At 58.0% G+C, this 20,347-nt stretch carries 20 protein-coding genes and 2 tRNA genes; 8 read left to right on the top strand and 14 right to left on the bottom strand.

Annotation, left to right across the window (positions count from 1 at the left end; translation table 11 throughout):
- Window positions 1-5 precede the first annotated feature (5 nt).
- Complete coding sequence (locus tag ACK509_RS10155; protein WP_410766422.1) at window positions 6-632, bottom strand: DUF6338 family protein; 627 nt, start codon at window positions 630-632, stop codon at window positions 6-8.
- A 429-nt stretch (window positions 633-1,061) separates the two neighbouring features.
- Window positions 1,062-1,286: a hypothetical protein gene (locus ACK509_RS10150; RefSeq protein WP_410766421.1), complete on the bottom strand. Its 225-nt coding sequence runs from the start codon at window positions 1,284-1,286 to the stop codon at window positions 1,062-1,064.
- Between the two features lie 296 nt (window positions 1,287-1,582).
- Here ACK509_RS10150 and ACK509_RS10145 point away from each other — a divergent pair, with 296 nt between their 5' ends.
- Window positions 1,583-2,491, top strand: coding sequence for an ATP-binding protein (locus ACK509_RS10145; protein ID WP_410766420.1), 909 nt, complete (start codon window positions 1,583-1,585; stop codon window positions 2,489-2,491).
- Window positions 2,492-3,009: 518 nt separating this feature from the next.
- Here ACK509_RS10145 and ACK509_RS10140 read toward each other — a convergent pair.
- The 5 genes from ACK509_RS10140 to ACK509_RS10120 all read right to left on the bottom strand — a co-directional run bounded on the left by ACK509_RS10140 (window position 3,010) and on the right by ACK509_RS10120 (window position 7,220).
- Window positions 3,010-4,692: a winged helix-turn-helix domain-containing protein gene (locus ACK509_RS10140; protein ID WP_410766419.1), complete on the bottom strand. Its 1,683-nt coding sequence runs from the start codon at window positions 4,690-4,692 to the stop codon at window positions 3,010-3,012.
- Window positions 4,693-5,166: 474 nt separating this feature from the next.
- Window positions 5,167-5,742: a hypothetical protein gene (locus tag ACK509_RS10135; RefSeq protein ID WP_410766418.1), complete on the bottom strand. Its 576-nt coding sequence runs from the start codon at window positions 5,740-5,742 to the stop codon at window positions 5,167-5,169.
- Window positions 5,743-5,744: 2 nt separating this feature from the next.
- Window positions 5,745-5,945: a hypothetical protein gene (locus ACK509_RS10130; RefSeq protein ID WP_410766417.1), complete on the bottom strand. Its 201-nt coding sequence runs from the start codon at window positions 5,943-5,945 to the stop codon at window positions 5,745-5,747.
- 447 nt (window positions 5,946-6,392) lie between these two features.
- Window positions 6,393-6,464, bottom strand: a tRNA-Thr gene (locus ACK509_RS10125).
- A 78-nt stretch (window positions 6,465-6,542) separates the two neighbouring features.
- Window positions 6,543-7,220 carry a hypothetical protein gene (locus ACK509_RS10120; RefSeq protein WP_410766416.1) on the bottom strand — a complete coding sequence of 226 codons (678 nt, stop codon included), beginning with the start codon at window positions 7,218-7,220 and terminating at the stop codon, window positions 6,543-6,545.
- A gap of 60 nt (window positions 7,221-7,280) precedes the next feature.
- On the opposite strand from ACK509_RS10120, the gene ACK509_RS10115 reads away from it, so the two are divergent.
- Window positions 7,281-7,976 (top strand): enoyl-CoA hydratase/isomerase family protein, encoded by a 696-nt coding sequence (locus ACK509_RS10115; protein WP_410766415.1) that lies wholly within the window; start codon window positions 7,281-7,283, stop codon window positions 7,974-7,976.
- Window positions 7,977-8,005: 29 nt separating this feature from the next.
- Here the strand turns inward: ACK509_RS10115 and ACK509_RS10110 are convergent, their stop codons facing one another.
- Entirely contained in the window at window positions 8,006-8,836 is an 831-nt protein-coding gene (locus ACK509_RS10110; RefSeq protein WP_410766414.1) for an NAD+ synthase, read from the bottom strand.
- Window positions 8,837-9,098: 262 nt separating this feature from the next.
- On the opposite strand from ACK509_RS10110, the gene ACK509_RS10105 reads away from it, so the two are divergent.
- Window positions 9,099-9,169: transfer RNA gene (locus ACK509_RS10105), tRNA-Gly, on the top strand.
- A 185-nt stretch (window positions 9,170-9,354) separates the two neighbouring features.
- On the opposite strand, the gene ACK509_RS10100 is transcribed toward ACK509_RS10105, so the two are convergent.
- The 3 genes from ACK509_RS10100 to ACK509_RS10090 all read right to left on the bottom strand — a co-directional run bounded on the left by ACK509_RS10100 (window position 9,355) and on the right by ACK509_RS10090 (window position 10,910).
- Window positions 9,355-9,534, bottom strand: a complete 180-nt coding sequence (locus ACK509_RS10100) for a hypothetical protein (RefSeq protein ID WP_410766413.1) — start codon at window positions 9,532-9,534, stop codon at window positions 9,355-9,357.
- A gap of 51 nt (window positions 9,535-9,585) precedes the next feature.
- Window positions 9,586-9,876 carry a hypothetical protein gene (locus tag ACK509_RS10095; protein ID WP_410766412.1) on the bottom strand — a complete coding sequence of 97 codons (291 nt, stop codon included), beginning with the start codon at window positions 9,874-9,876 and terminating at the stop codon, window positions 9,586-9,588.
- A gap of 116 nt (window positions 9,877-9,992) precedes the next feature.
- Window positions 9,993-10,910, bottom strand: coding sequence for an acyltransferase (locus ACK509_RS10090; RefSeq protein ID WP_410766411.1), 918 nt, complete (start codon window positions 10,908-10,910; stop codon window positions 9,993-9,995).
- 158 nt (window positions 10,911-11,068) lie between these two features.
- On the opposite strand from ACK509_RS10090, the gene ACK509_RS10085 reads away from it, so the two are divergent.
- Window positions 11,069-12,355 (top strand): glycoside hydrolase family 68 protein, encoded by a 1,287-nt coding sequence (locus ACK509_RS10085; protein WP_410766410.1) that lies wholly within the window; start codon window positions 11,069-11,071, stop codon window positions 12,353-12,355.
- Window positions 12,356-12,370: 15 nt separating this feature from the next.
- Here the strand turns inward: ACK509_RS10085 and ACK509_RS10080 are convergent, their stop codons facing one another.
- The gene (locus ACK509_RS10080; RefSeq protein ID WP_410766409.1) at window positions 12,371-14,539 is read right to left on the bottom strand and encodes a GH32 C-terminal domain-containing protein; all 2,169 of its coding nucleotides are present in this window, start codon (window positions 14,537-14,539) and stop codon (window positions 12,371-12,373) included.
- 150 nt (window positions 14,540-14,689) lie between these two features.
- Between ACK509_RS10080 and ACK509_RS10075 the strand changes: the two genes are divergently transcribed.
- The 4 genes from ACK509_RS10075 to ACK509_RS10060 are packed head-to-tail and all read left to right on the top strand — an operon-like array spanning window position 14,690 to window position 16,683.
- The gene (locus tag ACK509_RS10075) at window positions 14,690-15,763 is read left to right on the top strand and encodes an aldo/keto reductase (RefSeq protein ID WP_410766408.1); all 1,074 of its coding nucleotides are present in this window, start codon (window positions 14,690-14,692) and stop codon (window positions 15,761-15,763) included.
- Window positions 15,764-15,931, top strand: coding sequence for a hypothetical protein (locus ACK509_RS10070; protein ID WP_410766407.1), 168 nt, complete (start codon window positions 15,764-15,766; stop codon window positions 15,929-15,931).
- A gap of 45 nt (window positions 15,932-15,976) precedes the next feature.
- On the top strand, window positions 15,977-16,387 hold the full coding sequence (locus tag ACK509_RS10065; RefSeq protein WP_410766406.1) for an SHOCT domain-containing protein: 411 nt from the start codon (window positions 15,977-15,979) through the stop codon (window positions 16,385-16,387).
- Window positions 16,388-16,431: 44 nt separating this feature from the next.
- Window positions 16,432-16,683 (top strand): hypothetical protein, encoded by a 252-nt coding sequence (locus tag ACK509_RS10060; protein ID WP_410766405.1) that lies wholly within the window; start codon window positions 16,432-16,434, stop codon window positions 16,681-16,683.
- A 184-nt stretch (window positions 16,684-16,867) separates the two neighbouring features.
- On the opposite strand, the gene ACK509_RS10055 is transcribed toward ACK509_RS10060, so the two are convergent.
- Window positions 16,868-18,394 (bottom strand): heme-binding protein, encoded by a 1,527-nt coding sequence (locus ACK509_RS10055; protein ID WP_410766404.1) that lies wholly within the window; start codon window positions 18,392-18,394, stop codon window positions 16,868-16,870.
- A gap of 95 nt (window positions 18,395-18,489) precedes the next feature.
- On the bottom strand, window positions 18,490-20,283 hold the full coding sequence (locus ACK509_RS10050; RefSeq protein WP_410766403.1) for a site-2 protease family protein: 1,794 nt from the start codon (window positions 20,281-20,283) through the stop codon (window positions 18,490-18,492).
- Window positions 20,284-20,347: the final 64 nt, after the last annotated feature.

The following is a 20,347-nucleotide window of genomic DNA, read 5'->3' as shown; positions in this document are numbered from 1 at the left end:
GACCGTCAATCCTTTTTTGTGATAATCGTGAGGCGTTGAATATCATCTTCTAACAGCACTACGCTTTTTTCACCCGATTTGACTAAGTTCCCGCTTTGACGGTCTAACCAAGATGGGTCTTGGAGAACTAATTGACGTTCTTTCTCAACACGGCTGTATTCGCTCAAGATTCCGTTTACTAGCTCTCTGTCCGACGTGATTACGTTAACTTCGTGAGCATTCTCAAGTGCCCCTTCCCAAGGCTGTCTATGATGTCGTGAATAGTGGTTTCGTGACCAAATCCCACGCCGGATTCTTTTCGGAATATCGTATGTTAGAGCAATCGCATAGAGGAGACCAAGTACCACAGAGCCTGCGAGTAATCCAAGGACCAAGTCACCACGGAACTGTGGTGTGAAAAATATTGTTTGTGTACCGGAAAGACTGGTTACACTTCCTCCTGTTCGCTGATATAGTTCTATGAATACAGTGTCGATAATTAGACTAGAGACAAGGCTGACACCCAATAGCCTCGTTTCAGATATCTTTCGTTCTACAACTCCTAGGTTAATCGCAATGAGAGTAGAGATAAAACCGGGTGCAACTAACAATAGCGCCAGCAGAATATATTGGGGAGAGAGAGATGGGGCCAAAGTATTCTAGATGTCGAATCTATTCGTCTGACGAACCGCTGTCAGAGGAACCACTACCACTGTCTCCACCTCCACTCCCTTGCATGTCATGAGGGATATGACCAGTTACCTCTTGACGTGCTGGGCCATCTCCATCGTTTGACCCACTTTTCTTGACACGGCTAAATTCCCTTCTCTCACTTAGAGAGTCACCCTCAGAGGCTGAAGAATCATTGCTGGAATTAGATTCTGATGAAGAGTTCGATGATGATTCATCACTCATAATCATATGATATAACGCCAATAAGAAAAATATGCTGGTGAAGAAAGTCTAAATATCGTGATTGAATGCAGTCCTTCGTCAAGCACACTTTGACATCTAATCGTTCTATCTCTTGTTGGACATGGTGAATAAATTGCGTAGAAGTGCTAACAGAATCCCGTACAGACTTAGGTTGAAGTGAAGTAGATGCCAGAGTCCGCTGAAACATAGACTCGGAACTCATCGCCTTCATCGAGTACGTCGTCTACATAGTCAATTTCTAGAACGTCGTCAATATCCAAGCCTGAACTCGGTATATACACATCTACGCTCTTGTTACCACTGGCGTCAGGGTTTTCACGTTTATCGGAGAATTCGGCTTCGATTCGAGATTTTGCTCGCTCTTTAGACATACCCTCACAGAAAATCTAATGGCATATCAAACTTGTCCAGCCCACATACATTCCAAACAGGTTACCAGACGATAGGAGGTAGGCTACACTCGCCACAGATAGAATCTTGTCTATCAATACTGAGTCGTGCTTAGCCCTTCACTGACCGCAATCCTTCGTATGGAAAGGACTGCGGTCTCGTAAGGAGGGTTGAAATGATGCGGGAACGGAGAGGTCACTGAACGCCGTAGAGAACCATCCACAGGGAACGCAGGACGCGTTGGGGTTTTGTGAGTTGGTTGCGATGGGGATAGACGATGGAGAGCCAACCGTTCCCCTCTGAAGTCTCTGACTGGACGTGGGACACGCTTCAATCGTTATCGGACTCTGGTCAGTCCGAAAACCTGTATCTCGAATACAAGCAACATCTACGATACGCAGATACGAACCAAGAGAAATCGAAAAGCGAGTGGAAGAAGAACATTGAGCGAGAATTCACGGCCTTTGCTAATGCGAGTGGTGGCATCATTGTTTTCGGGATGGACGATGATGGCAAACCCGCTCCGTTTGACCCACCCGAACATGAAATTTCGAGGACTGTCTCGCAGCTCATACAGAACACTACTCCGCTGGTCAAGACGGATGTTTCACCACCACTGCGCGTCCCGAGCGAAAACGTTGACATGGTGGTATTAGCAGTACGTGTTTACGAAGCAACCAGAAAGCCGGTTGCGACTTCTGATTCTGCTTACTACGCTCGTATCAACGACCAAAAGCAGCCGATGAGCCGTGAACAAATCGAGTCGCTATTCGTTGAGGCCGATAGACGGCAACAAGCAGTCAGGCAGCTTGAAATGGAGATTGGTCGTTTCCACGATGTGTATGAATCCTCGTTTAGGGGCAGGTCAATAACGGAATCCGTTCCCGAGTTCCACATTATTAACGTCGAGTCGCTGCGGGAGGTACTCCGCGAGAATACTCACCTATACGCTGACGAGAACCTACAGGGGATTATCCTTGGTATCTTCAGCAAACTTCGAGATATAGACTCCCGAGAACGGCACTATGGTCGAGTTATCAATGGCAAGGCAGACCCCTCGCTCCGCGTAGAGCGGGATAGATTCAACCGGAGCCAACAGCGTGAGTTGGCGAGGGAAGCCCGAAGACTTCACACTCTACTTGAGAACCTCACTGAGCAGGCTGGCTTGGAAGCACTCGAAGACTAGTATCGGAGACCACGATTACTCCTCATTGGGCCGTACTTCGACTCGTAAAGGACTGTTGTCTGTGAATCACGGTAGTATGTTCCTCCGGGGGCGGTTAGAACACGACGAAGAAGGCGACCGCAGTCACAACGTAACCTGCCGCGGAAAATTCTCTAAATTCTCTTCGCGCGCATGGGCCTCACTAGAAGACTGGTTGAACCAATAGGCTGCTTAAACGCGATAACCCGGACTCTCGATTAGGTTCGGGGGTCACCCCATCTACTTGGTTGAGACTTGTTCAGTAAATCCACCTCCCCTTCCCGCTTTTGAGAAGCCGTTTTGCGGAAGTCTACCATATAGAGTTATAATATGGCTCACTTCCGGAACTTTGCTGTTTAAGAGACCAAGAAGACGGCCGATGAGTATTCTGGTGCAACGGAAGGACCAGACCCATGTAGGATAACTTGAATGAATAATGGCCTACTCTGCTTGGGGATTTCAAACGGGGATGATTTCTGGTTAGCCTGACGAATCAGTGTTCACCCAGAGTCGTTGGACGTTTTGAAGTGTACATGGCCTCGCCCAGACTGGTCAATGTTTTTAGCAAACCATGTCTTTCCTCGCCCAACGGTTCTGTGTCCCACATATCCCAACTCTTCGAGTGAGTTGAGGTGTGTTCTTACCTGCCTCGTTGAGATAGAGACCTCCTCTGCAAGCTCTTTTGTTCTCCATTCGGGGATTGGAAGAGCCTTAATGGCGTCAATCACTTCGAGCATTCCGTCCGACCATTGACGGACATCAGGTACAGGCTCCTCAAGCTCTACCCAATCAGGGATTGCTCCCGTATGGACGTAGACAGTAGCTCCACGTCCATCTCTGCCAAATCGCAATAATGCCTGCAAGACCTCTGATTCTCTCATCCCTTGGAGAATCTGGTTTCCGAAGGGCCCAAAGTCTTGTTCCACCCCATCTGTATCCTTTTTTCGAGATGCAGACTCCTTGGCAAGGGCTGCCCACTTCTTGATGTAGGGGTCTCCGTAGTGAGGACTCCCGGCGACAATGCCCACTCGGGTTGCACTGAACTCATTGCTGCCTTTGATGCCACCGTAGTTTGCACAGTCGCTGACATATTCTGCAACGCCTTCCTCCTGATACGCCTCCAAAGCAGAATTTGTCGAAATTAATACTGGCTGCACCTCCTCACGGTTACTAACGGCTTCAAACAGCACCATGTCTAACTCCTCCGTTAGAGAGATTCCGCTCCGTCCGGAGTAGTGATTAGCAGCCGTGGTGGTCTGAACGACCTGTATTCCCAACTCGTTCCTCAGGAAATTTGCTTTCTCAGAGCCAGACATGAGGGACTGGTGATGGAGGTCATTGCCAAGCAGCAGTTCCCACTTTTCTACCGTTGGCGTTCCGTCAAGTGCAAGAACACCTTGTGCCTCATCAAGGTCTGGTCTGTCCAGAACGGTGAGTTCCTCATTACTCGGGTCAATGACCGCTGGCCGACCGTCAAGAAGCTGGGCGTGCATCCAGTGGTTCCCGACATCTTCTGCGGCAAGAAGTGCGTTGGCCATTGCGGGTGCGCGTGGGTGTGCGCCACCTGCCGGACTATTAATTGCACCGCGTGCGTCTCGACCAACAATTCCGTAAAGCGGTTCTAGCCACTGAAGAACATCTCTTTCGTCTGAAGAGCCCTGCTGAACCGCTCTCAGCTCTTTGGGGTAAGAGAATCGAATATCGTCATGCTGGTTGAGAAGCGAACTGATGGCTTCTTTCCACGTTCCAGCGTCATATTCTGAGCGGAAGGCCCCTTCTGGGAACTCGTCGAACACAACGTGTCTGCCGTCCACGTTTTTTGGAACATGGGCGTGAACGTAGTGCCCGACCAGCACATCGTACTCTTCTGGGTCGTAATCTTGGTTTGCGAGATAGCCGCAGTTACCTTCCCGCGTACAAGGGAGTTGTTCCCCGAAGAGGCACTCTGCCTCTCTGTGTATCTCCTTGGGCAGCAGTCCAAAGGAGTGGTACTGATTCCGGACTTTTTGTTCCCACTCGGTCCCGTGTTCGCCTTTTGCAGTTTCACAGTCACTGTGGAACGACGGGAGCTTCCGAGAGGACAGCCCTGCCTCATCACACCAGTCTTGGACCTGGTCGAAAAGTTCTACACGTGAAGTCAGATACGTGAGAGTCCTATCAGATTCAGCAGTTTCCTGAATCACACCGTAACTCTTCCCTGTGGAAGGAAGAGCCTCAATCAGGCTGGGCTCGTCTCGTTCCCAGGCACTTTTAATGGCGTGCTTGAGACGGATTCGAGCGGTATCAACTGAGATGGAACTATCACTAGTGTCTGTTGCTAGCATGGTTAGTAAGCGAGGGGAATCAGAAGTGGCTTTTCAGCCCCAATCCTGGCGCTCGACAAAGCAGTAGCTCAATTTGTAATGAGCTGTGAGCGAAGACGTCTGTCAGACGCGACTGCTGCGCAGATTGTGGATATCGCAGAGATACGACCGATAGACAGCCGTCTGTGACGGTTTGGGTTCAGAACTGAGGCCGCAGAAGACGTTCTTTCTTCCCTTAGATATTGTGGCTGGAGATTTTTAAACCTTTGTTACCCAGTCTCGCTGACATTCCCACGAGTGCTAGCACTAATGGCTCTTCTCATACCATTCGATAGCGTTGAACAAGGGGGCTTATCAGAGCCCCAGAATCGACTTCATCTGAGACGATTTACGAGTAACAGCCGTTTCAGTGAGACTTAGCCCAACCTTGAGTCCACCTCCAACCGCTACGTTCGCAAATCCGGCTATTGCTAATCCAAATCCGACTTTCCCGGCTAGCGATGGCTGAAGCAGAGCGAATTGAAGCCCGTACACATCCGCGCTGATGGAAAGCGTAATCATCATCATCCCGGCTAAAGCGGCAATACCACCAACACGCAACACATTCTCTGAAACGGTTCGTCCCTCTTCACATACCCGAGCGAACCAATAACGCTCTGCGGAGACAGGACGCTTACGTTCATCTTCGGCCAGATACCAAGCGAGGTTCCCACGTTCTGGATGCCCGATTCGCTTTTGATGAATACGACCTTCGTCTTCGAGATTCTCCAATCGGTTACGTACAGCGTCCTCTTTCAGGTCAATCCGCTCGTCGTCACTAACCTCGGTCGTGCCAACGAAGCCAGCTTTGCTCTCTCGGATGACATTGAGTATCTTCTCGTCAATAATTCGGTTCTCTTTTTTCTCACTCAGGTAATCTTTGATTCCCATCGTTATCTCCCGAAGAGTCCACCGAAGAGCGTTGCTACCACTCCGACCGCGAGGACAATGCCAAGCAGTATCATGAAGAGACCATAGCTACTGAGGTTGTAGAGGATTGAGCTAGACTCGATTGCCGAGCCAATCAGAAGAAGCATGAACCCGCCAATGATGAACGCGATAGCTCCTTCGACCGCTTCAATGACATCACTCATGGGTGCCTCCGCACGATACGTCGGTCATTTCAGTTCTCTTGAACATCACAAGAATAGACACGGGTTGGATGACTATATAAGGGGTTGACGTTTCACGATTTCCGCCATCAATAGCTCTACTGCACGGAGAGACCTTTCACGTCGATTTCCCCAGAGTGTGTAATCAGCCGGTGTTGAATTGGTGGTCGGCCTAGGCCGATTGGCAGACAGCGGAGGGGTGCCGACTCACCTCTCTCTGGAATAAGAATACGTGCGCGTTCCCGCGTTTCACCGTCATTTTCAGAAAACCGTCCACGGCATAGGGTGGTTGCGCTCGCGGGTGTCCTTTCACAGGCCAATCCACCGGCAAAACAGGCCGGATAACGGGTGTCCTTCTCGAAGCTAATCGGCGGAAAACTTATGCTAGAGGACCACTGTCTACGAATTACAATTTGTTCCGCAGGAACAAGCCTAGGCCGGGATTTGAACCCGGGCTCTCGTCCTTACCAAGGACGCGCTTTACCGCTAAGCTACCCAGGCAGGCAATCATTCGTTGTCCGGGTTCCTCTTTAGGGGTTTCGATTCGAACCGACCCGGAACCATGGTAGCGTATGTCGATTACCGGTCCGCAGTAGAGGTCACTCGGTCGTCGGCAGCGTCGCCCTGATAGAGCGTTGCGATACGCTCGACAGTCGAATCAGAAATCGACGCCGCTTCGGGAAGCAGTTCCTCGTCTTGCCCGCTGACGAGAGTCGCAGCGTAGTCGAGGAGTGCCGACGGCGGTGCCGACCCAACGGCAGTCGTTCCGGCGATGACAGCCAGTGTGCAGATGTTCACTTCGAGGTGTCGGTCGAGCGTGTGGCGCTCGGGGTTGGAAGCCGACTGCGCGCGAGTTTGGTCGCGTCCGAACGCGCGAACCGTCTCGACGGCGTGGTCGGCGGCCTCGGTACGAGCGAGGAGGTAGAAGCCACGCGAAACGAGTACGTCGGCGGCGAGGATATCCAAATCGGCGGCAGTGTCGTCCGAAACGGCGTCGAGGTGGGCCCACGGTTCGTCGTTGGCGAGGCTCCGCGTGAGGCGGAGCCCTTCGTAGATGAGTTGCACGCCAGCGGCACGCTCCGAAAGCCCACGCAAATCGACGTTCGGGTCAACAGCCCGCGCGCTCACGAACGTGAGTACCGCCGGAGTAACAGAGGCGGTGTCGAGACGCTCGTTTAACGCCGCCAAGAGTGCTTCGGGCTCAATGTCCGAGAGCGCCTTTTTGGCGGCCTCACGGGCTCGAACGGCGTCGTCCATTAGTCGGGGGTTACGGGTGTGAGGGCAAAGACCTTTGGAAAACCACAGCCCACCGAGAGTATGATACAAACGACGGACGACGATGGAATTCGAGTCATCACCATCAATCGCCCGGACAGTCGGAACGCACTCCGTCCACAGGACCTCGAAGCACTCGACTCGGCCGTCGAAGAAGCTGAGACGCCAGTCATTCTTGTTCGGGGCGCGGGGAACGCATTCTGCGCCGGTGCCGACCTCGACAGCGTCGCCGAACTCTCGGACCCAGAGGCGTTCGCTCGATTGGGCCAAGAGGTTGCCTCGACCATCGAATCTTCGCCAGCAGTCGTCGTGGCGGGCATCGACGGACCAGCACGCGGCGGCGGCGTTGAACTCGCGCTCGCCTGCGACGTTCGCGTTGCAACCCCTCGTGCGACTCTCGGCGAGCCCGGCGTCAAACTCGGATTGTTCGGCGCGTGGGGCGGGACAGTTCGGCTGCCGCGAATCGTCGGTGAGGGGCACGCGCTCGAATTCTCGCTCTCCGGACGCGTGGTCGATGCCGACGAAGCGCTCCAGATGGGGCTCGTCTCGCGCATCGAAGACGACCCACGAACGGTCGCCGAGGAAATCGCCGAAAATGAGCGACAGTCACTTCGAGTCATCAAAGAGCGACTTCGTGACCGCGGAAGTGACGTGTCCCGGTTCGAAGCAGAGGCGCAGGGCTTCGGTGAGTTGCACCGCGCGAACGTCGGCGACATCGCCGCGAGTCGAGAGAAGTAAGTAAACTCGGAATTCGGTGCCGACCGGGCTTACAGCGACAGCGCGTCTGGTGCGGGTGGCATCGAGCGCTTGTGTTCGCTGCGTTCGACCAGTTCGACCACTCTGTCGATTTGTTCTGCGGTCACGCCGAGGTGACGAACCGTCACCGACTTCGTGAGCGGGCCGTCTACGTGGAGTGCGAGAATCGCGTCCAGCACGTCGTAAGTAAGTCCCAGTTCGGCTTCGTCGGTCTGACCAGACCACATCTCGGCCGACGGCGTCTGCATCACGAGGTCTTCGGGGACGCCAACGTAGGCGGCGAGTTGGCGGACCTGCTGTTTGTACAGATTGCCAATCGGGTTGCAGTCCACAGCTTGGTCGCCGTACTTCGTGAAGTAGCCAGTCATCGCTTCGGCGCGGTTGCCCGTCCCGAGGACGATGCGGTTCTCGTGGTTAGCGACGAAGTAGTTGAGGATGCCACGAGTCCGGACGTAGACGTTTCCGGCGGCCATGCGGTCGTCTGCCGCTTCGGGGAAGACGTTGAAGAACGCCTCCGCGATGGGCTGGATTTCCACCACGTCGTACTCGATTTCGAGTTGCTGGGCGACACCTTCTGCGTCGCTCATCATGTCTTCGGCGTTCGCCACGCTCGGCATGACGAGGCCGTGGACGTTCTCTTTCCCGAGTGCTTCGACGGCGAGGAACGCGGTGAGCGTCGAGTCGATACCACCCGAGAGGCCGATGACCGCACCCTCGGCGCTGGCGGCCTCGACCGTCTCGGCGATGAACGAGGTGATGTGTTCGCGGTGGGCTTCGAGTTCCGAGTCGGACAGGCGGAGGTCAAGCGGGGCATCCGCAGAGAGGATGTCGGCTTCTGACATGCAGACGGATTAGGACCGGAGGGGCAAATAGTCACTCGTTGGCGAAGAATGGTGGACGGGCGTCCAATTTTTGGACAGGATGTGGTCAGTGAAGCGCTATGTTCAAGTGTCCACGCGGTCTACGGATTTTTGCTTCCTATCGAAGCGCAATGCGCCGATGTGTTGTCGAACGAAGTGAGACAACGCTCAAGGCGAATGCAATGAGCGCTGATGTTTCACCGAACGAAGTGAGGTGAAGCACGGGGCACGAGCGAAGCGATGTGCGCCGATGGTCCAATGGTAGGACACGAGCTTCCCAAGCTCGAAGTCCGGGTTCAATTCCCGGTCGGCGCACTTCCGGCGAAGCTTTGCTTCGCCGACGTACCACTCACCAAACTCGTGGTACTCCCTACGGTCGTTTGCCGACCGACCTTCGCAAACCTTCGGTTTGCTCAGTCCTGACGAGACTTCGTCTCGTCAACGTTCACTTCGTTTCACTCAGTAAACTCCCAGTCAGCGCAAAGAATTCTCAATAGCTTCTAAAAAAACAAATCCTGCACGTCGTCAACCTCACCGGGGCCGGACCGAAACACGGGCGTGTGGGCACGCTGGCGGACCTGCGAGTGGCGGTCGATTGCCGTGTCGAATTCGAGAATCGCCCGTTCGACGTCGCGTGCGAACGCATCGAGTTCGTCGTGGAGGTTCTCGCTCTCAGCCATACCGTAACGGTCGTGACGGGTGGATAAAACGGAATCGACTGAAAAACGAATTTAGCGAATGCGGCCGGTGCAGTTCCAACAGAGGTCGAACGTCGGGTCGGGTTCGTTTTCGGTGCCGCAGTGGGGGCAGATACGCTCGCCTGTGGGCGTGCGTCGAACCCCAGTGCGGTCGTCGAAGGGAACTGCAATTTCGGGGTGACCGTACCGGTCGGTTCGGTCACTGTCACGCCCCATTCCGTCCCCCATCGTTGGCTCACCGTTGGTGACGAGATAGCGGTAGACCAACAACTGGAGGAGCGTCAGCCCAAGGGCGTAGACCACAATCCATCCCCACGTATCCATGATATGATGTACGTTAGCACGCTATATTGGTTCTTCGGTTGACCCACGTTTTCAGCAGAAAACCAACGGCGAGAAACGACTCTCAGTCGAGAGATGTTCAGAATCCGTGGACGTCGTTATTCCGTCCGGTGGGGCTTGACCGGCCCGCCGAAATCTCGTCCAAATTCGTCGAATGCATCGAGGTCGTCGGGGAGCGTGTAGGGAATCTCTCGCTCGTCGGCGTGCTTCTCGCCGCCAGCATCGAGTGGTTCGGCGACGTCTTCGAACCCGGGTTTGATGCGGACGCTCTTGGCGGGCGCCCCGACGACGATGTGGTGTGCTGGAACATCGCCTTGGACGATCGAGCGAGCGCCCACGATGGCGTTCTCGCCGACGACGTTTCCGGCGTTGACCATCGCGTCGTAGGTAACCCGAGCGTCGTCGCCAATCTTCGTGTGATAGTTCCGAACCTCTGTTTGGTCCACGACGTCGTGCGAGTGAGAGTAGATGTGGGCGCCGTCGGAGATTGAGACGCGGTCACCGATTGTGAGTTTCCCGCGGTCGTCGAGGTGGACGTCGTCGTGGATGACTGTGTTGTCGCCGACAGAGATGTTGTGGCCGTACGAGAAGGTGACGCCCTTGAAGATACGGAGGTTGTCGCCCGCCTCTTCGAAGAGGTGAGTGGCGAGCATCTGCCGGAATCGAAGCGCGAAATCGACGTTGTCGGCCATCGGTGTGGCGTCGAACTGCCGCCAGAGCCACTGGAGGTGCTTCGATTGTTTGAACGTCTCGTGGTCTTTCTCGGCGTAGTATTCAGCTTCGAGCGTCGCGTTACACGGGTCGTAGCCCTGCAAGCGCACTTTCGTCGCGGGCGAGACAGGCTTGCCGTTCTGCCAGCGCTCCCACGCCTCGCGGTCGCCGAAGAGGTCGATAAGCGTGTCTCGGACGACGATACAGGTGTCTTCGTCCGAAGAGAGGCGTTCATCCACCTCGTCGATGAAGGCCTGCAAGCCTTCCTCGGCGTCATCCGGAAGCGAAACGTGGACCTTCGTCATGCACCGTCGTTTGGTGGCATCGTTCATATGGGTTCGGTTGTGCGAACCGAACGACAGAGAGCGTGTGGGCAATATTCACTGGTTTCAGACGGAGCGCGCTGTTCGTTGCCCAGCGAAGAATGGTGAAGCATAACACCCCCTCCGAAGTTCATTCACATATGAGTGAAGAGGACGCCGGAGGCACGCCAGCGTGGACGCGAGAACACGCATCGAGCCTTCGTCGCGACGAGTCGAACGTCGCACCCATCATCTACCCGCCGGAAGAGCGAATCGACGACGACCTACACATCTGGGACACGTGGTTTCTTCGCAACCGCGATGGAACCATCGCCGAAATCGACGGCTATCGTGTCATCTTCTCCTTAACGTCGCCATCGCACTTGTTGCCGGGCAAGCGTCACGACGTGGCGACCATCCGCTATTTCTACTCGCATGACGGCGAGAATTGGACGACCGGCGGCACCGTCTTCGATGGCGGCGCACTCGGTCAACGCCAGTGGGCCGGGTCTGCGATGTACGACCCCGACGGCGACGAGGGAGAGATATACTTCTACTACACCGCCGCTGGCGAGGACGGTGCCGAGGAACTGACCTACACCCAGCGACTCGCGCTTGCGACGGGCGGCACCGTCAACACGGATTCCGGATTCGAAATCGACGGTCCGTGGGACCACCAAGTCCTCCTCACGCCCGACGGCGACTGGTACGAGCGCGAAGACCAGTCTCGCGGGATGATTTACACCTTCCGCGACCCGTGGTTCTTCGAAGACCCTGAGTCGGGAGAGACCTACCTCTTGTTCGAGGCCAACACCCCCGTTCCCGAAGGGACTGGGGCGTGCGACGACCCCGTCTGGGAGGAGTTCAACGGCAGTATCGGCATCGCCCACTCGCCGACCGGCGACCCGACAGACTTCGAACTTCGGCCACCGCTCCTCGATGCAGTCTGCGTGAATCAAGAGTTGGAGCGCCCGCATCTCGTCGTCCGCGACGGCACGTACTATCTCTTCATCTCCAGTCACGTCCACACGTTTGCACCCGAACTGGAGGGGTACGATGCTCTCTACGGCTTCGTCGCAGACGACCTCCGAGGCGAGTACGAACCCCTGAACGGTCACGGGATGGTCCTGACCAACCCCGCAAACGCACCGTTCCAAGCCTACTCGTGGCTCGTCTACGACCACGGCGACGAACTGCTCGCCTCGTCCTTTTTCAACTACTTCGACTACAATCGTCCGAATCTGGACGACGTTTCACTGCTTCCCGAAGACGAACAGATGCGACGCTTCGGTGGGACGCTCGCGCCGACGGTCCGACTCGGCCTCGACGGCACGGAGACGAACGTCATCGACACGCTCGGCCACGGACACCTGCCGCTCTCGAGCGAAGCACTGCCGAAGTCGTGGTGGGAGAACGAATCGAGCGAAGGCGGCGACGGCTACTACTGAACGCGGATTTCTTTCTTAGTCGTCTCGCTTTCTCGCGTCGAACGTCGCATCGAGTTCCCACGCGTCGAGCGACGTCACTTCGACAGCGTCGCCGTGCGCCGAAATCGACACGCCGTCAGCATCCGAGCGAATCGGGTACGCACGCGTCGTGAGACACTGCTGTTCGTCGGCGAATACTTCGACAATCGAGCAGTCCACGAAGACGCGGAGCGTCACTGAGTCACCTTCGACCGGCATCGACCGGGGTTCTTTGTCCACGCCGTGGTGGCGACTGCTGTGTTCGCGGTCCACCGTCACGTGGTCGCCGTCGTACCAAATCGACGTTCGTTCCAACCGCGTCGGCGACTCGAACACCGAGAGTTCGAATGCGGACTCGTCGCCGACCGAGACTTCGAGTTCGAATTCGTACGCGTTGCCCGCGAGGTCGAGCGAGCGGCGCTGGTCGGAAGCGAGTTCGAGAGTGTCGAGTTCGACGTGGTTCCCACGGAGTTCCGCGAGTTCGCGGGCGGGTCGCTGGCGAAGTTCGCCATCGTCGGTGACCGAGACCTCGCGCGGGAGCGAGAGCATTCCGGACCATCCGGCGTGCCACTGCTCGTTGACGCCGCGGCTCTCTTTCACCCAGCCCCACATGAGGGCACGACCGTCGTCAACGACCGTCGATTGAGGTGCGTAGAACTCGCCGTAGTCCAGCAGTCCTTCGTTGTCCACGTCGAAGTCCGGCGTTTCGAGGTCGGCGTGGCCGACGAAGTATCGAACGTCGTCGTAGTTCGAGACGTGAAGCAGGTCGGAGTCCGAAAATTCGAGCAATTCGGGGCACTCCCAGACCGTTCCATGGCCTTCTGTGCCGCCGAGAAGCGAGCCGACGAACTCCCAGTCGCGGAGGTCGGAGGAGCGATAGAGGAGTGCGACGCCGCCGACGTCGGCGAGTGCAGAGCCGATGAGTTGGTACCAGTCGTCGCCTACTTTCCAGACCGCGTGGTCGCGGAACTCGGCGGCCCAGTCGTCAGTGCCGAGGATGTCGAGGTTGGCGGGTGCGGTCTCGATGATGGGGTTCTCGTCGTGTCTATCCCACGAGCGAAGTAATGGGTCCGACGAGGTTGCGAGACACGGCAGTTGATGGTGGTCGCGCCCGCCCGTGTAGAGAATCGTCGGGGTGCCATCGTCGTCAACGACTGTACACCCGGACCAACAGCCATCTCTGTCGGGGCCATCGGGGTCGGGTACGAGGGCGACCGGTTGATCTTCCCAGTGGAGCAGGTCGTCGCTCGTCGCGTGGCCCCAGTGAATCGTCCCATGGAACGGCCCGCCGGGGTTGTACTGATAGAACAGGTGGTAGGTGCCGTCGTACTGGACGACGCCGTTCGGGTCGTTCACCCAGTGTGCAGGCCCGGCGAGGTGGAATCGTGGCCGATGGTGGTCGTCGCCGAGTCGTTTGCGCATGGCCTCGAATCCGTCTCGGTCGGTCGGCCTGTCGGTGAATGTCGGTCGGCGTCGGGTGTCGCCACCGAGGAGTGCGAGCGCATTTCTGAGGACGTGTTCGTTCGACCCCATCGTCTCGAAGTCGTGGCCGTGGTGCGAGAGAAACGAGACTTCGGCACCGATACCGTAGATTCGCCCGTCTCCGCGTTGCCACTCGATGACCGATTTGAGAGCGACGAGGAAGTCGTCGCCGTGGATGATGCTCGCCAGTACCTGCCCGTCTTCGGGGAGAATGTGTTCGTAGCGGGCAAACGGTCGGGGAGAGTCCGGCGGTTGCATGTGGACGCCGAGTGTGTCGAATCCCTCGAACAGTGGGTGGTCGGCGTGGATAGATTTGGTCAACAGGCCCGTCGGGTGCGGAGAGTTCTCCGTGCCAATCGCGTCGGGTCCGACTGGGTCGATACCCAGTTCTTCGACCGCGGCGAGGGCGTGGAGCGTCAAGAGAACCCCGCCGCCGTCTTGCAAGTAGCCGTCGAGCACCTCGGCGCAGGCCGTAGCGAGTTCGCGTTGTTCCGAAGAGAGTTGGAGGCTACTGTGCCACCACACGACGTCGTAGTCAGAGAGTTCGACTGCGCCAGCGGCAACTGCATCGAACGAGATGGTTTCGACGGAGGCTATCGTCGCCGCCCAATCCCGCGCTGCGCGCTGTTCGTCCGTGAGTTCCGCCGCGACGAGGAATCCAACGCGGACGGAGAGTTCGTCCATTGTCGCTGGACTTTGACGTCATCGGTCATGAATCCGCGGGTTCGAGCGAGGATGCGCACAGAACGAACACATTCGTGCGCGAGAGGATGTATTCTCACTCTGCGAGAACGAAACACACGCCATAAGTCATCCGCCTCCTAACGCCCAGTCATGCACTACCGCGAACTCGGCTCGTCCGGCGTCGACGTTAGCGAAGTCGGCTTCGGCGCGTGGGTCGTCGGAACCGACTGGTGGGGCGACCGCTCCGATGAAGACTCCATCGAGATGATTCATCACGCCATCGACCAGGGAATCAACTTCTTCGATACGGGTGACGTCTACGGCATGGGTCACTCCGAAGAGGTCGTCGGCGAAGCCCTCGCCGAGTACCGCGACGAGGTGACTGTCGCCACGAAGATTGGCTACGACTTCTACAACAACCCGCAAGCAGGCCACGGCGAGTTGCCGAAAGAAATCACGGGCGAGTGGGTCCGCGAAGCGACCGAAAAGAGCCTCGAACGCCTCGATATGGAGTACATCGACCTCCTGCAACTCCACAACGCGAACGTGGACGAGGTGACACCCGACGTACTCGAAGCACTGGACGAACTCAAAGAAGAAGGCCTCATCAAGGCGACTGGGTGGGCACTCGGCCCCTCCATCGGGTGGCTGGCCGAAGGCGACATGGCCATCACCGAAGAGTTCGACGCGCTCCAAATCGTCTGGAACATGTTCGAACAGGACGTTGGCAACCACTTCCTCGACACTATCGAGGAGACTGGCTCCTCGACGAGCCTCATCGGTCGCGTCCCGCACTCCTCGGGCCTCCTGAACGAACAGGTTCGCCCCGAGACCGAACTCGGCGCGGGCGACCACCGTGGTTTCCGCCCCGACGAGTGGTACGAGACGGGCTGGGAGAAACTCGAAACCCTGCGCTTCCTCGAACAGGATGGAGAAAGAACGATGGCACAGGCTTCCATCGCGTTCCTCCTGGGATTCGACGCCACTGCCGCCGTGACGCCAACGTTCCGCACGAAAGACGACATCACCGAGTGGGCCGCCGCGAGCGACGTGCCGAAGCTCTCCGACGAAGAGATGGAGCGCGTTCTCGACCTCTACGACGAGAACTTCGGTATCGACCGATTCGACGGCATGGACTCCCTGCGCTCGTCTGTCGGCGGTGACGACATCCGCGACGCCGGACTCGACAAACACGTTGCGAAGGGCGCTCGCAACGAAGCCTGAATGCGACTTCGAAATTTCGTCGCACTGACCGCCGTCGCGCACGTCGTCCTCGCGGCACTCGTCAAACGCGACGCCGACAAGCGAGGCGCGAGCGCCTGTCCATGGGTCGGGGCGACGCTCCTCACCGGCGTGGTCGGCGCTGTGGGGTACGTGTTACGCGGTCGTTGATTGGCTGACCGAACGTTTTTCGCACGATACTGTGAACAGCGAGACATGTCTTCGCTCGATACCCTCCGCGAGCGCGGTGTCGTTAGGTTCGTCCACGACCATCCGTGGCTGTTCGCCATCGGTGTCGGACTCGTCGGTGCCGGTCTCGCGTTGTCGAACGGCGTCAATCCTCTCCCGGCGTTCACCAACATGTTTCTCGTCGGCGCGATTCTCGGACTCGCAGTCTCGTATGCAACCGACATCGCATCGGTCGCCAGCGACCGATTCGATAGCTGGGGTGAGCCGACAACAGTCACCGCTGCCGACCCACTGCACCACCTCCGCGAACGGTACGCGACGGGAGAACTAACCGAATCCGAGTTCGAACGGAAACTAGAGCGGTTGCTCGAAACCGAGACGAGAGAGTCGGCCAGCGAGCACCTCTCGAACCGCCAGCGTGACGTTGCTACCGAGTGACGGGACCAAAAGAGAGATACTGACTGAGTGATTGAGGTCTCACAATGAAGTCCGGATTTCTCGAACTCCTTCCAGAACTCGTTGAACTCGTCATCTTCGGCCTCGGCAGCCTCGGCCTCTCTGTCGCCGGAGCGTACGTCGAACGATTCGCCTTCGTGACGGCGACCGGCGGCGACATCCAACTCGGCGCGTGGGCTGTCGTCATGGGTGCGGCGATGCTCTACTTCGCCTACCTCCTCGGCACCGACAAGGCGTACCCGAAACTCCGAGCGGTGAAGACGGCGCTGGCCGAGTAGAGAAGAATCGAGCTTTTTCGAAAATAGAGGTGCGAGCCTAGGCTAAGAACACGTGACGCGGGCGGTCCGCCAGCACCCACACGCCACCTTTTGCTGCGCTCGCGCTGCTCGCTGGCAAAATCTGGACCAAAAGGCTCGTCATCCCCGAGGGGATTCCTCACCCCGCTCCCGCTGGTCGCGGAACTCAGGCGAGGAACACGTGACGCGGGCGGTCCGCCAGCACATCGCGGCCCCACTTCACGGTGTCGCGGAAGGCGTCAGACCGGAAGAAGCCCATCGCATCGTCTTTCGAGGCCCACTGGCTGGCGATGAACATGTCGTTCTCGTCTTCCAGATTGACCATCAGGTCCGTATCGAAGTGGCCCTCCATGTCGTCGAGGAGTCCACCGACGACGCCGAACTTCTCCACGAAGTCCTCGCGCGAATCGGGTTTGACGGTGTAGAACATCCCCATCGTGCCGAATCCGGACTCTTCACCGGCGCGCTCGACGATGCCGGGGAGTTCGGAGAGGAACCCTGCGGCGGTTTCGGCGGCCGACGCCGTCTTCCAGATGGAGACGACGGCGAGACGGCCGCGTTCGTTGGCTTCGTAGACCGCGGACTTGACGTGCGTCGGGTAGTGGTCGAAGTTACCGCGCAGACCTTCGACTTCGTCGAACACCTCGTCGGCGTCGGCCTCGGAGTAGAGAACCGTCGCGTACACGTCTTCGCCGTGAGGCTTGCCCGCGTAGATGTTCAGGTCTTCGAGTTCGCCGCGGATGTCTTCGTCGCTGGTCTCGTCGCTGTCGTCGCCGTGGTGACCGCCACTGTCGCCGTGGCCGTGGTGGCTACCTTCGCCATGTCCGTGACCGTGATTGCCGCCTTCACCGTGGTGGTGACCACCCTCGCCGTGTGCGTGCGCGTGGTGATGCGATTCGCCGCCGAACTCGCTCGACGGGACGCCCTCTCCAGCGAGGAACGCACCGAGGTCAGACGGCGGGAAGCGACGACCGACGTAGAAGTCGCCGAACTCGCCGTACTTGCTCGATGCCTCGTCGAAACGCATCTCGTAGACGATGTCCTTGATGTCGGTCACGTCGTCGGCGAAGAGCGTGACGCCCCACTCGTGGTCGTCGAACCCGACCGAAGACGCGATGACCTGTTTAATTTTACCAGCGTATTTTCTACCTGTGTCGCCGTGGCCGGACATGAGTTCGCGGCGTTCGTCGAACGGCAGGTCGTACCAGTTGTGTTTCTCGCCACGGCGCTTCGACATCGGGTAGAACGACATGTAGGTGTCGTCCGGAATGTCGGGCTTGAGTTTGCCCTCGATGTAGCGAAGCAGTCCGGTGTCGATGTCTTCCTCGTTCCCTTCGAAGTAGTCGTCCGAGACGTAGCCCGAGACCTCGGTTACAGAGACGTACGAGGTCGGTTGCTCGGTGAACGACGCGAACGCGGTCTGTTCGAACTGGCGTTCGGCACGCGAGAGCGCGTCGAGCGACGGTCGGAAGTGAACGATGACGAAGTCGGCCTTGTGGCCGAGTACGGAGAAGACCGCAGATGCGCCCTCCTCGTCGTCTTCGACTGCTTCGTGTGCATCGAGATACGCCACCGCTTCGTCGATGGCGTGGTGACGCTCGTGGTCGGGTGCGTCCCGCCACGCGTCCCACTCGACGGTTCGGAAGTCGTGCAGCACGAACCAGCCCTCGTCGGTCTGGGGGGCCTCTACCATAGGCCCACCTTGGGAGTCATCCCGTATTGAAGTTGCGAGTCGGACGTGACAATCGAAGCGCGAGAAAAAGCGAATCCGAGTGTTGCGAAGCGCGATTATCCGCCGAGGATGGTCGGCCCGAACACCATCAACAACAGCGACATGAGCATCATCAGCCCAATCGAGGTGGTGATAGTTCGAACCAACGTGTGGCGGTCGCCGACCGGAAGCCGTGAGACGATTGCTTCGGTTCCAGTTCGGAGGATGCGCCCCCCGTCGAGCGGGTAGCCCGGGATACAGTTGAACAGGCCGAGTTGGAGGTTAATCCACGCCGTCCAGAAGAGGACGTTGGCGAGGAGGAACACCCCACCGCCGAGGAAGTCTAGCGGGCCGCCGACCTGATAGAAGTTCATCACCGACCCGGTGAACCCGGGGAAGTTCGGAATCCCGAGGACGACGGATGCGAAGGGGAGCAAGAGCGAGACGTAGACGAGTTGCAGGGGCGAACCGGCGAGTGCGCTCTGGATGCCACCTGCACCGTCGCCACCGTCACCGCCGAGGAGCGAGAGGTACGTTCCAGCGGGGTACTCGCGCGTCCCGAAGTCCGAGAGGAGGAGGCCGCTCGTGCCGGGGAAGATGTTGACACCGAGGAAGCCATTGCCATCCTGCGGATTCTCGTTGAGCGTCACGTCGTACGTCTCGAAGCCACTGTTCTGATAGACCTCGACCGAGACAGTTTGACCGGGCGACGTTCGGTCGAGTGCCTGCTGGAGGTCGGTCGCAGACGCGATTCGCTCGCCGTTCAGTTCGGTGATGATGAGCGGGTCGCTCGTACCCGTCTCGTTGTGGAGTGGTTCACCTTCTGCGACGTTGGTGATGTAGGCCCCGACGGGGACGGTACGCTCACCTTCAGACGTATCGAGCGTCGCAAAGCGTGAGTCGCCGACGGCATCTTCGAATTCGGCTTGTGTGTAGACCGGCGTGCCGTTCACCGCAATGATGCGAATCGGGTCGCTATCTGCACTCACGGTGAGTCCCGCAGGGTTGCCTTCGACAGACCCGGCGACGATGAGTTCGCGCGTGACCGAGACGGTTCGCTCGCCGTCGATTTCGACCGAGACGGTTCGCTCGTCGCTCTCGCGGAGCGCGGATTCGAGGTCTCGTGTCGTGTTGATGGCGACGCCATCGACGGCGGTGAGTCGGTCACCACCGCTGATTCCGGCCACGTCGGCAGGCGAGCCAGCGTAGGCACCCTCGACGGCAACACCGGGAGCGACAGAAATCGACCCGATGACCGGCCCGAAGAGGAGGGCGAACGCGACGATGGTAATCGCGAAGTTGTTCGTCACGCCCGCGGCGAACATCCGCGACTTGCCGCCGCGGTCTGCCTTTTTCTGGCTCTCTTCGGACGGTTCGACGAACGCGCCGACGGGGAGAATCGCCAGTAAGACGACGCCCATCGATTCCACGTCGATGTCTTCGACGCGGCAGAGAATGCCGTGGCCGCCTTCGTGGACGACTAAGCCGACGAGCAGGCCGAAGAGAATCTCGGGGGCGACCGAGAGCGGGAGGAAGTCGTTGACGCCGGGAATGACGAGAAAGTTCTGCGGTTGGTTGACCGCGGTCGGTGCGGGGGGATTTTGGATAATGAGGCTCGCCTGAAAGACGAGCAGCACGAACGTCCCGACCATGATGACGAGTGCGACCCCGAGGCCGATGTTACTCCACGCTCGCCAGAAGCGCTTGGGCTTGGCAAGCCTGTCGAGCAACAGTCGGCCGCGACGGGTGTGAATCGTCGTCAGTGGCCCTTGGACGCGGACGTACTCGGGGAGGATACCGCGCGTTCGGAGGAACGTCGCAAGAATCGAGTACGCGATGAATCCAATGAGGACCCAAAGCAGCGTGTTCATCGCAGAAACGGAGGTGTCGTGGGCCAAAAGGCGTTCGGGTTACGGAAGCATCACGACGGCCTGA

The organism is Haloferax sp. DFSO60 (assembly GCF_046557615.1).
Lineage (GTDB): Archaea > Halobacteriota > Halobacteria > Halobacteriales > Haloferacaceae > Haloferax.
This window is presented reverse-complemented; position numbering and strand designations above follow the sequence as displayed.

What these genes read in the sequence shown, in the direction of transcription:
- ACK509_RS10150 (WP_410766421.1), bottom strand. Translation starts at nt 1,286, where the DNA reads ATGTCTAAAGAGCGAGCAAAATCTCGAATCGAAGCCGAATTCTCCGAT.
- ACK509_RS10145 (WP_410766420.1), top strand. Translation starts at nt 1,583, where the DNA reads ATGGAGAGCCAACCGTTCCCCTCTGAAGTCTCTGACTGGACGTGGGAC.
- ACK509_RS10135 (WP_410766418.1), bottom strand. Translation starts at nt 5,742, where the DNA reads ATGGGAATCAAAGATTACCTGAGTGAGAAAAAAGAGAACCGAATTATT.
- ACK509_RS10130 (WP_410766417.1), bottom strand. Translation starts at nt 5,945, where the DNA reads ATGAGTGATGTCATTGAAGCGGTCGAAGGAGCTATCGCGTTCATCATT.
- ACK509_RS10120 (WP_410766416.1), bottom strand. Translation starts at nt 7,220, where the DNA reads ATGGACGACGCCGTTCGAGCCCGTGAGGCCGCCAAAAAGGCGCTCTCG.
- ACK509_RS10115 (WP_410766415.1), top strand. Translation starts at nt 7,281, where the DNA reads ATGATACAAACGACGGACGACGATGGAATTCGAGTCATCACCATCAAT.
- ACK509_RS10110 (WP_410766414.1), bottom strand. Translation starts at nt 8,836, where the DNA reads ATGTCAGAAGCCGACATCCTCTCTGCGGATGCCCCGCTTGACCTCCGC.
- ACK509_RS10100 (WP_410766413.1), bottom strand. Translation starts at nt 9,534, where the DNA reads ATGGCTGAGAGCGAGAACCTCCACGACGAACTCGATGCGTTCGCACGC.
- ACK509_RS10095 (WP_410766412.1), bottom strand. Translation starts at nt 9,876, where the DNA reads ATGGATACGTGGGGATGGATTGTGGTCTACGCCCTTGGGCTGACGCTC.
- ACK509_RS10090 (WP_410766411.1), bottom strand. Translation starts at nt 10,910, where the DNA reads ATGACGAAGGTCCACGTTTCGCTTCCGGATGACGCCGAGGAAGGCTTG.
- ACK509_RS10085 (WP_410766410.1), top strand. Translation starts at nt 11,069, where the DNA reads ATGAGTGAAGAGGACGCCGGAGGCACGCCAGCGTGGACGCGAGAACAC.
- ACK509_RS10080 (WP_410766409.1), bottom strand. Translation starts at nt 14,539, where the DNA reads ATGGACGAACTCTCCGTCCGCGTTGGATTCCTCGTCGCGGCGGAACTC.
- ACK509_RS10075 (WP_410766408.1), top strand. Translation starts at nt 14,690, where the DNA reads ATGCACTACCGCGAACTCGGCTCGTCCGGCGTCGACGTTAGCGAAGTC.
- ACK509_RS10070 (WP_410766407.1), top strand. Translation starts at nt 15,764, where the DNA reads ATGCGACTTCGAAATTTCGTCGCACTGACCGCCGTCGCGCACGTCGTC.
- ACK509_RS10065 (WP_410766406.1), top strand. Translation starts at nt 15,977, where the DNA reads ATGTCTTCGCTCGATACCCTCCGCGAGCGCGGTGTCGTTAGGTTCGTC.
- ACK509_RS10060 (WP_410766405.1), top strand. Translation starts at nt 16,432, where the DNA reads ATGAAGTCCGGATTTCTCGAACTCCTTCCAGAACTCGTTGAACTCGTC.
- ACK509_RS10055 (WP_410766404.1), bottom strand. Translation starts at nt 18,394, where the DNA reads ATGGTAGAGGCCCCCCAGACCGACGAGGGCTGGTTCGTGCTGCACGAC.
- ACK509_RS10050 (WP_410766403.1), bottom strand. Translation starts at nt 20,283, where the DNA reads ATGAACACGCTGCTTTGGGTCCTCATTGGATTCATCGCGTACTCGATT.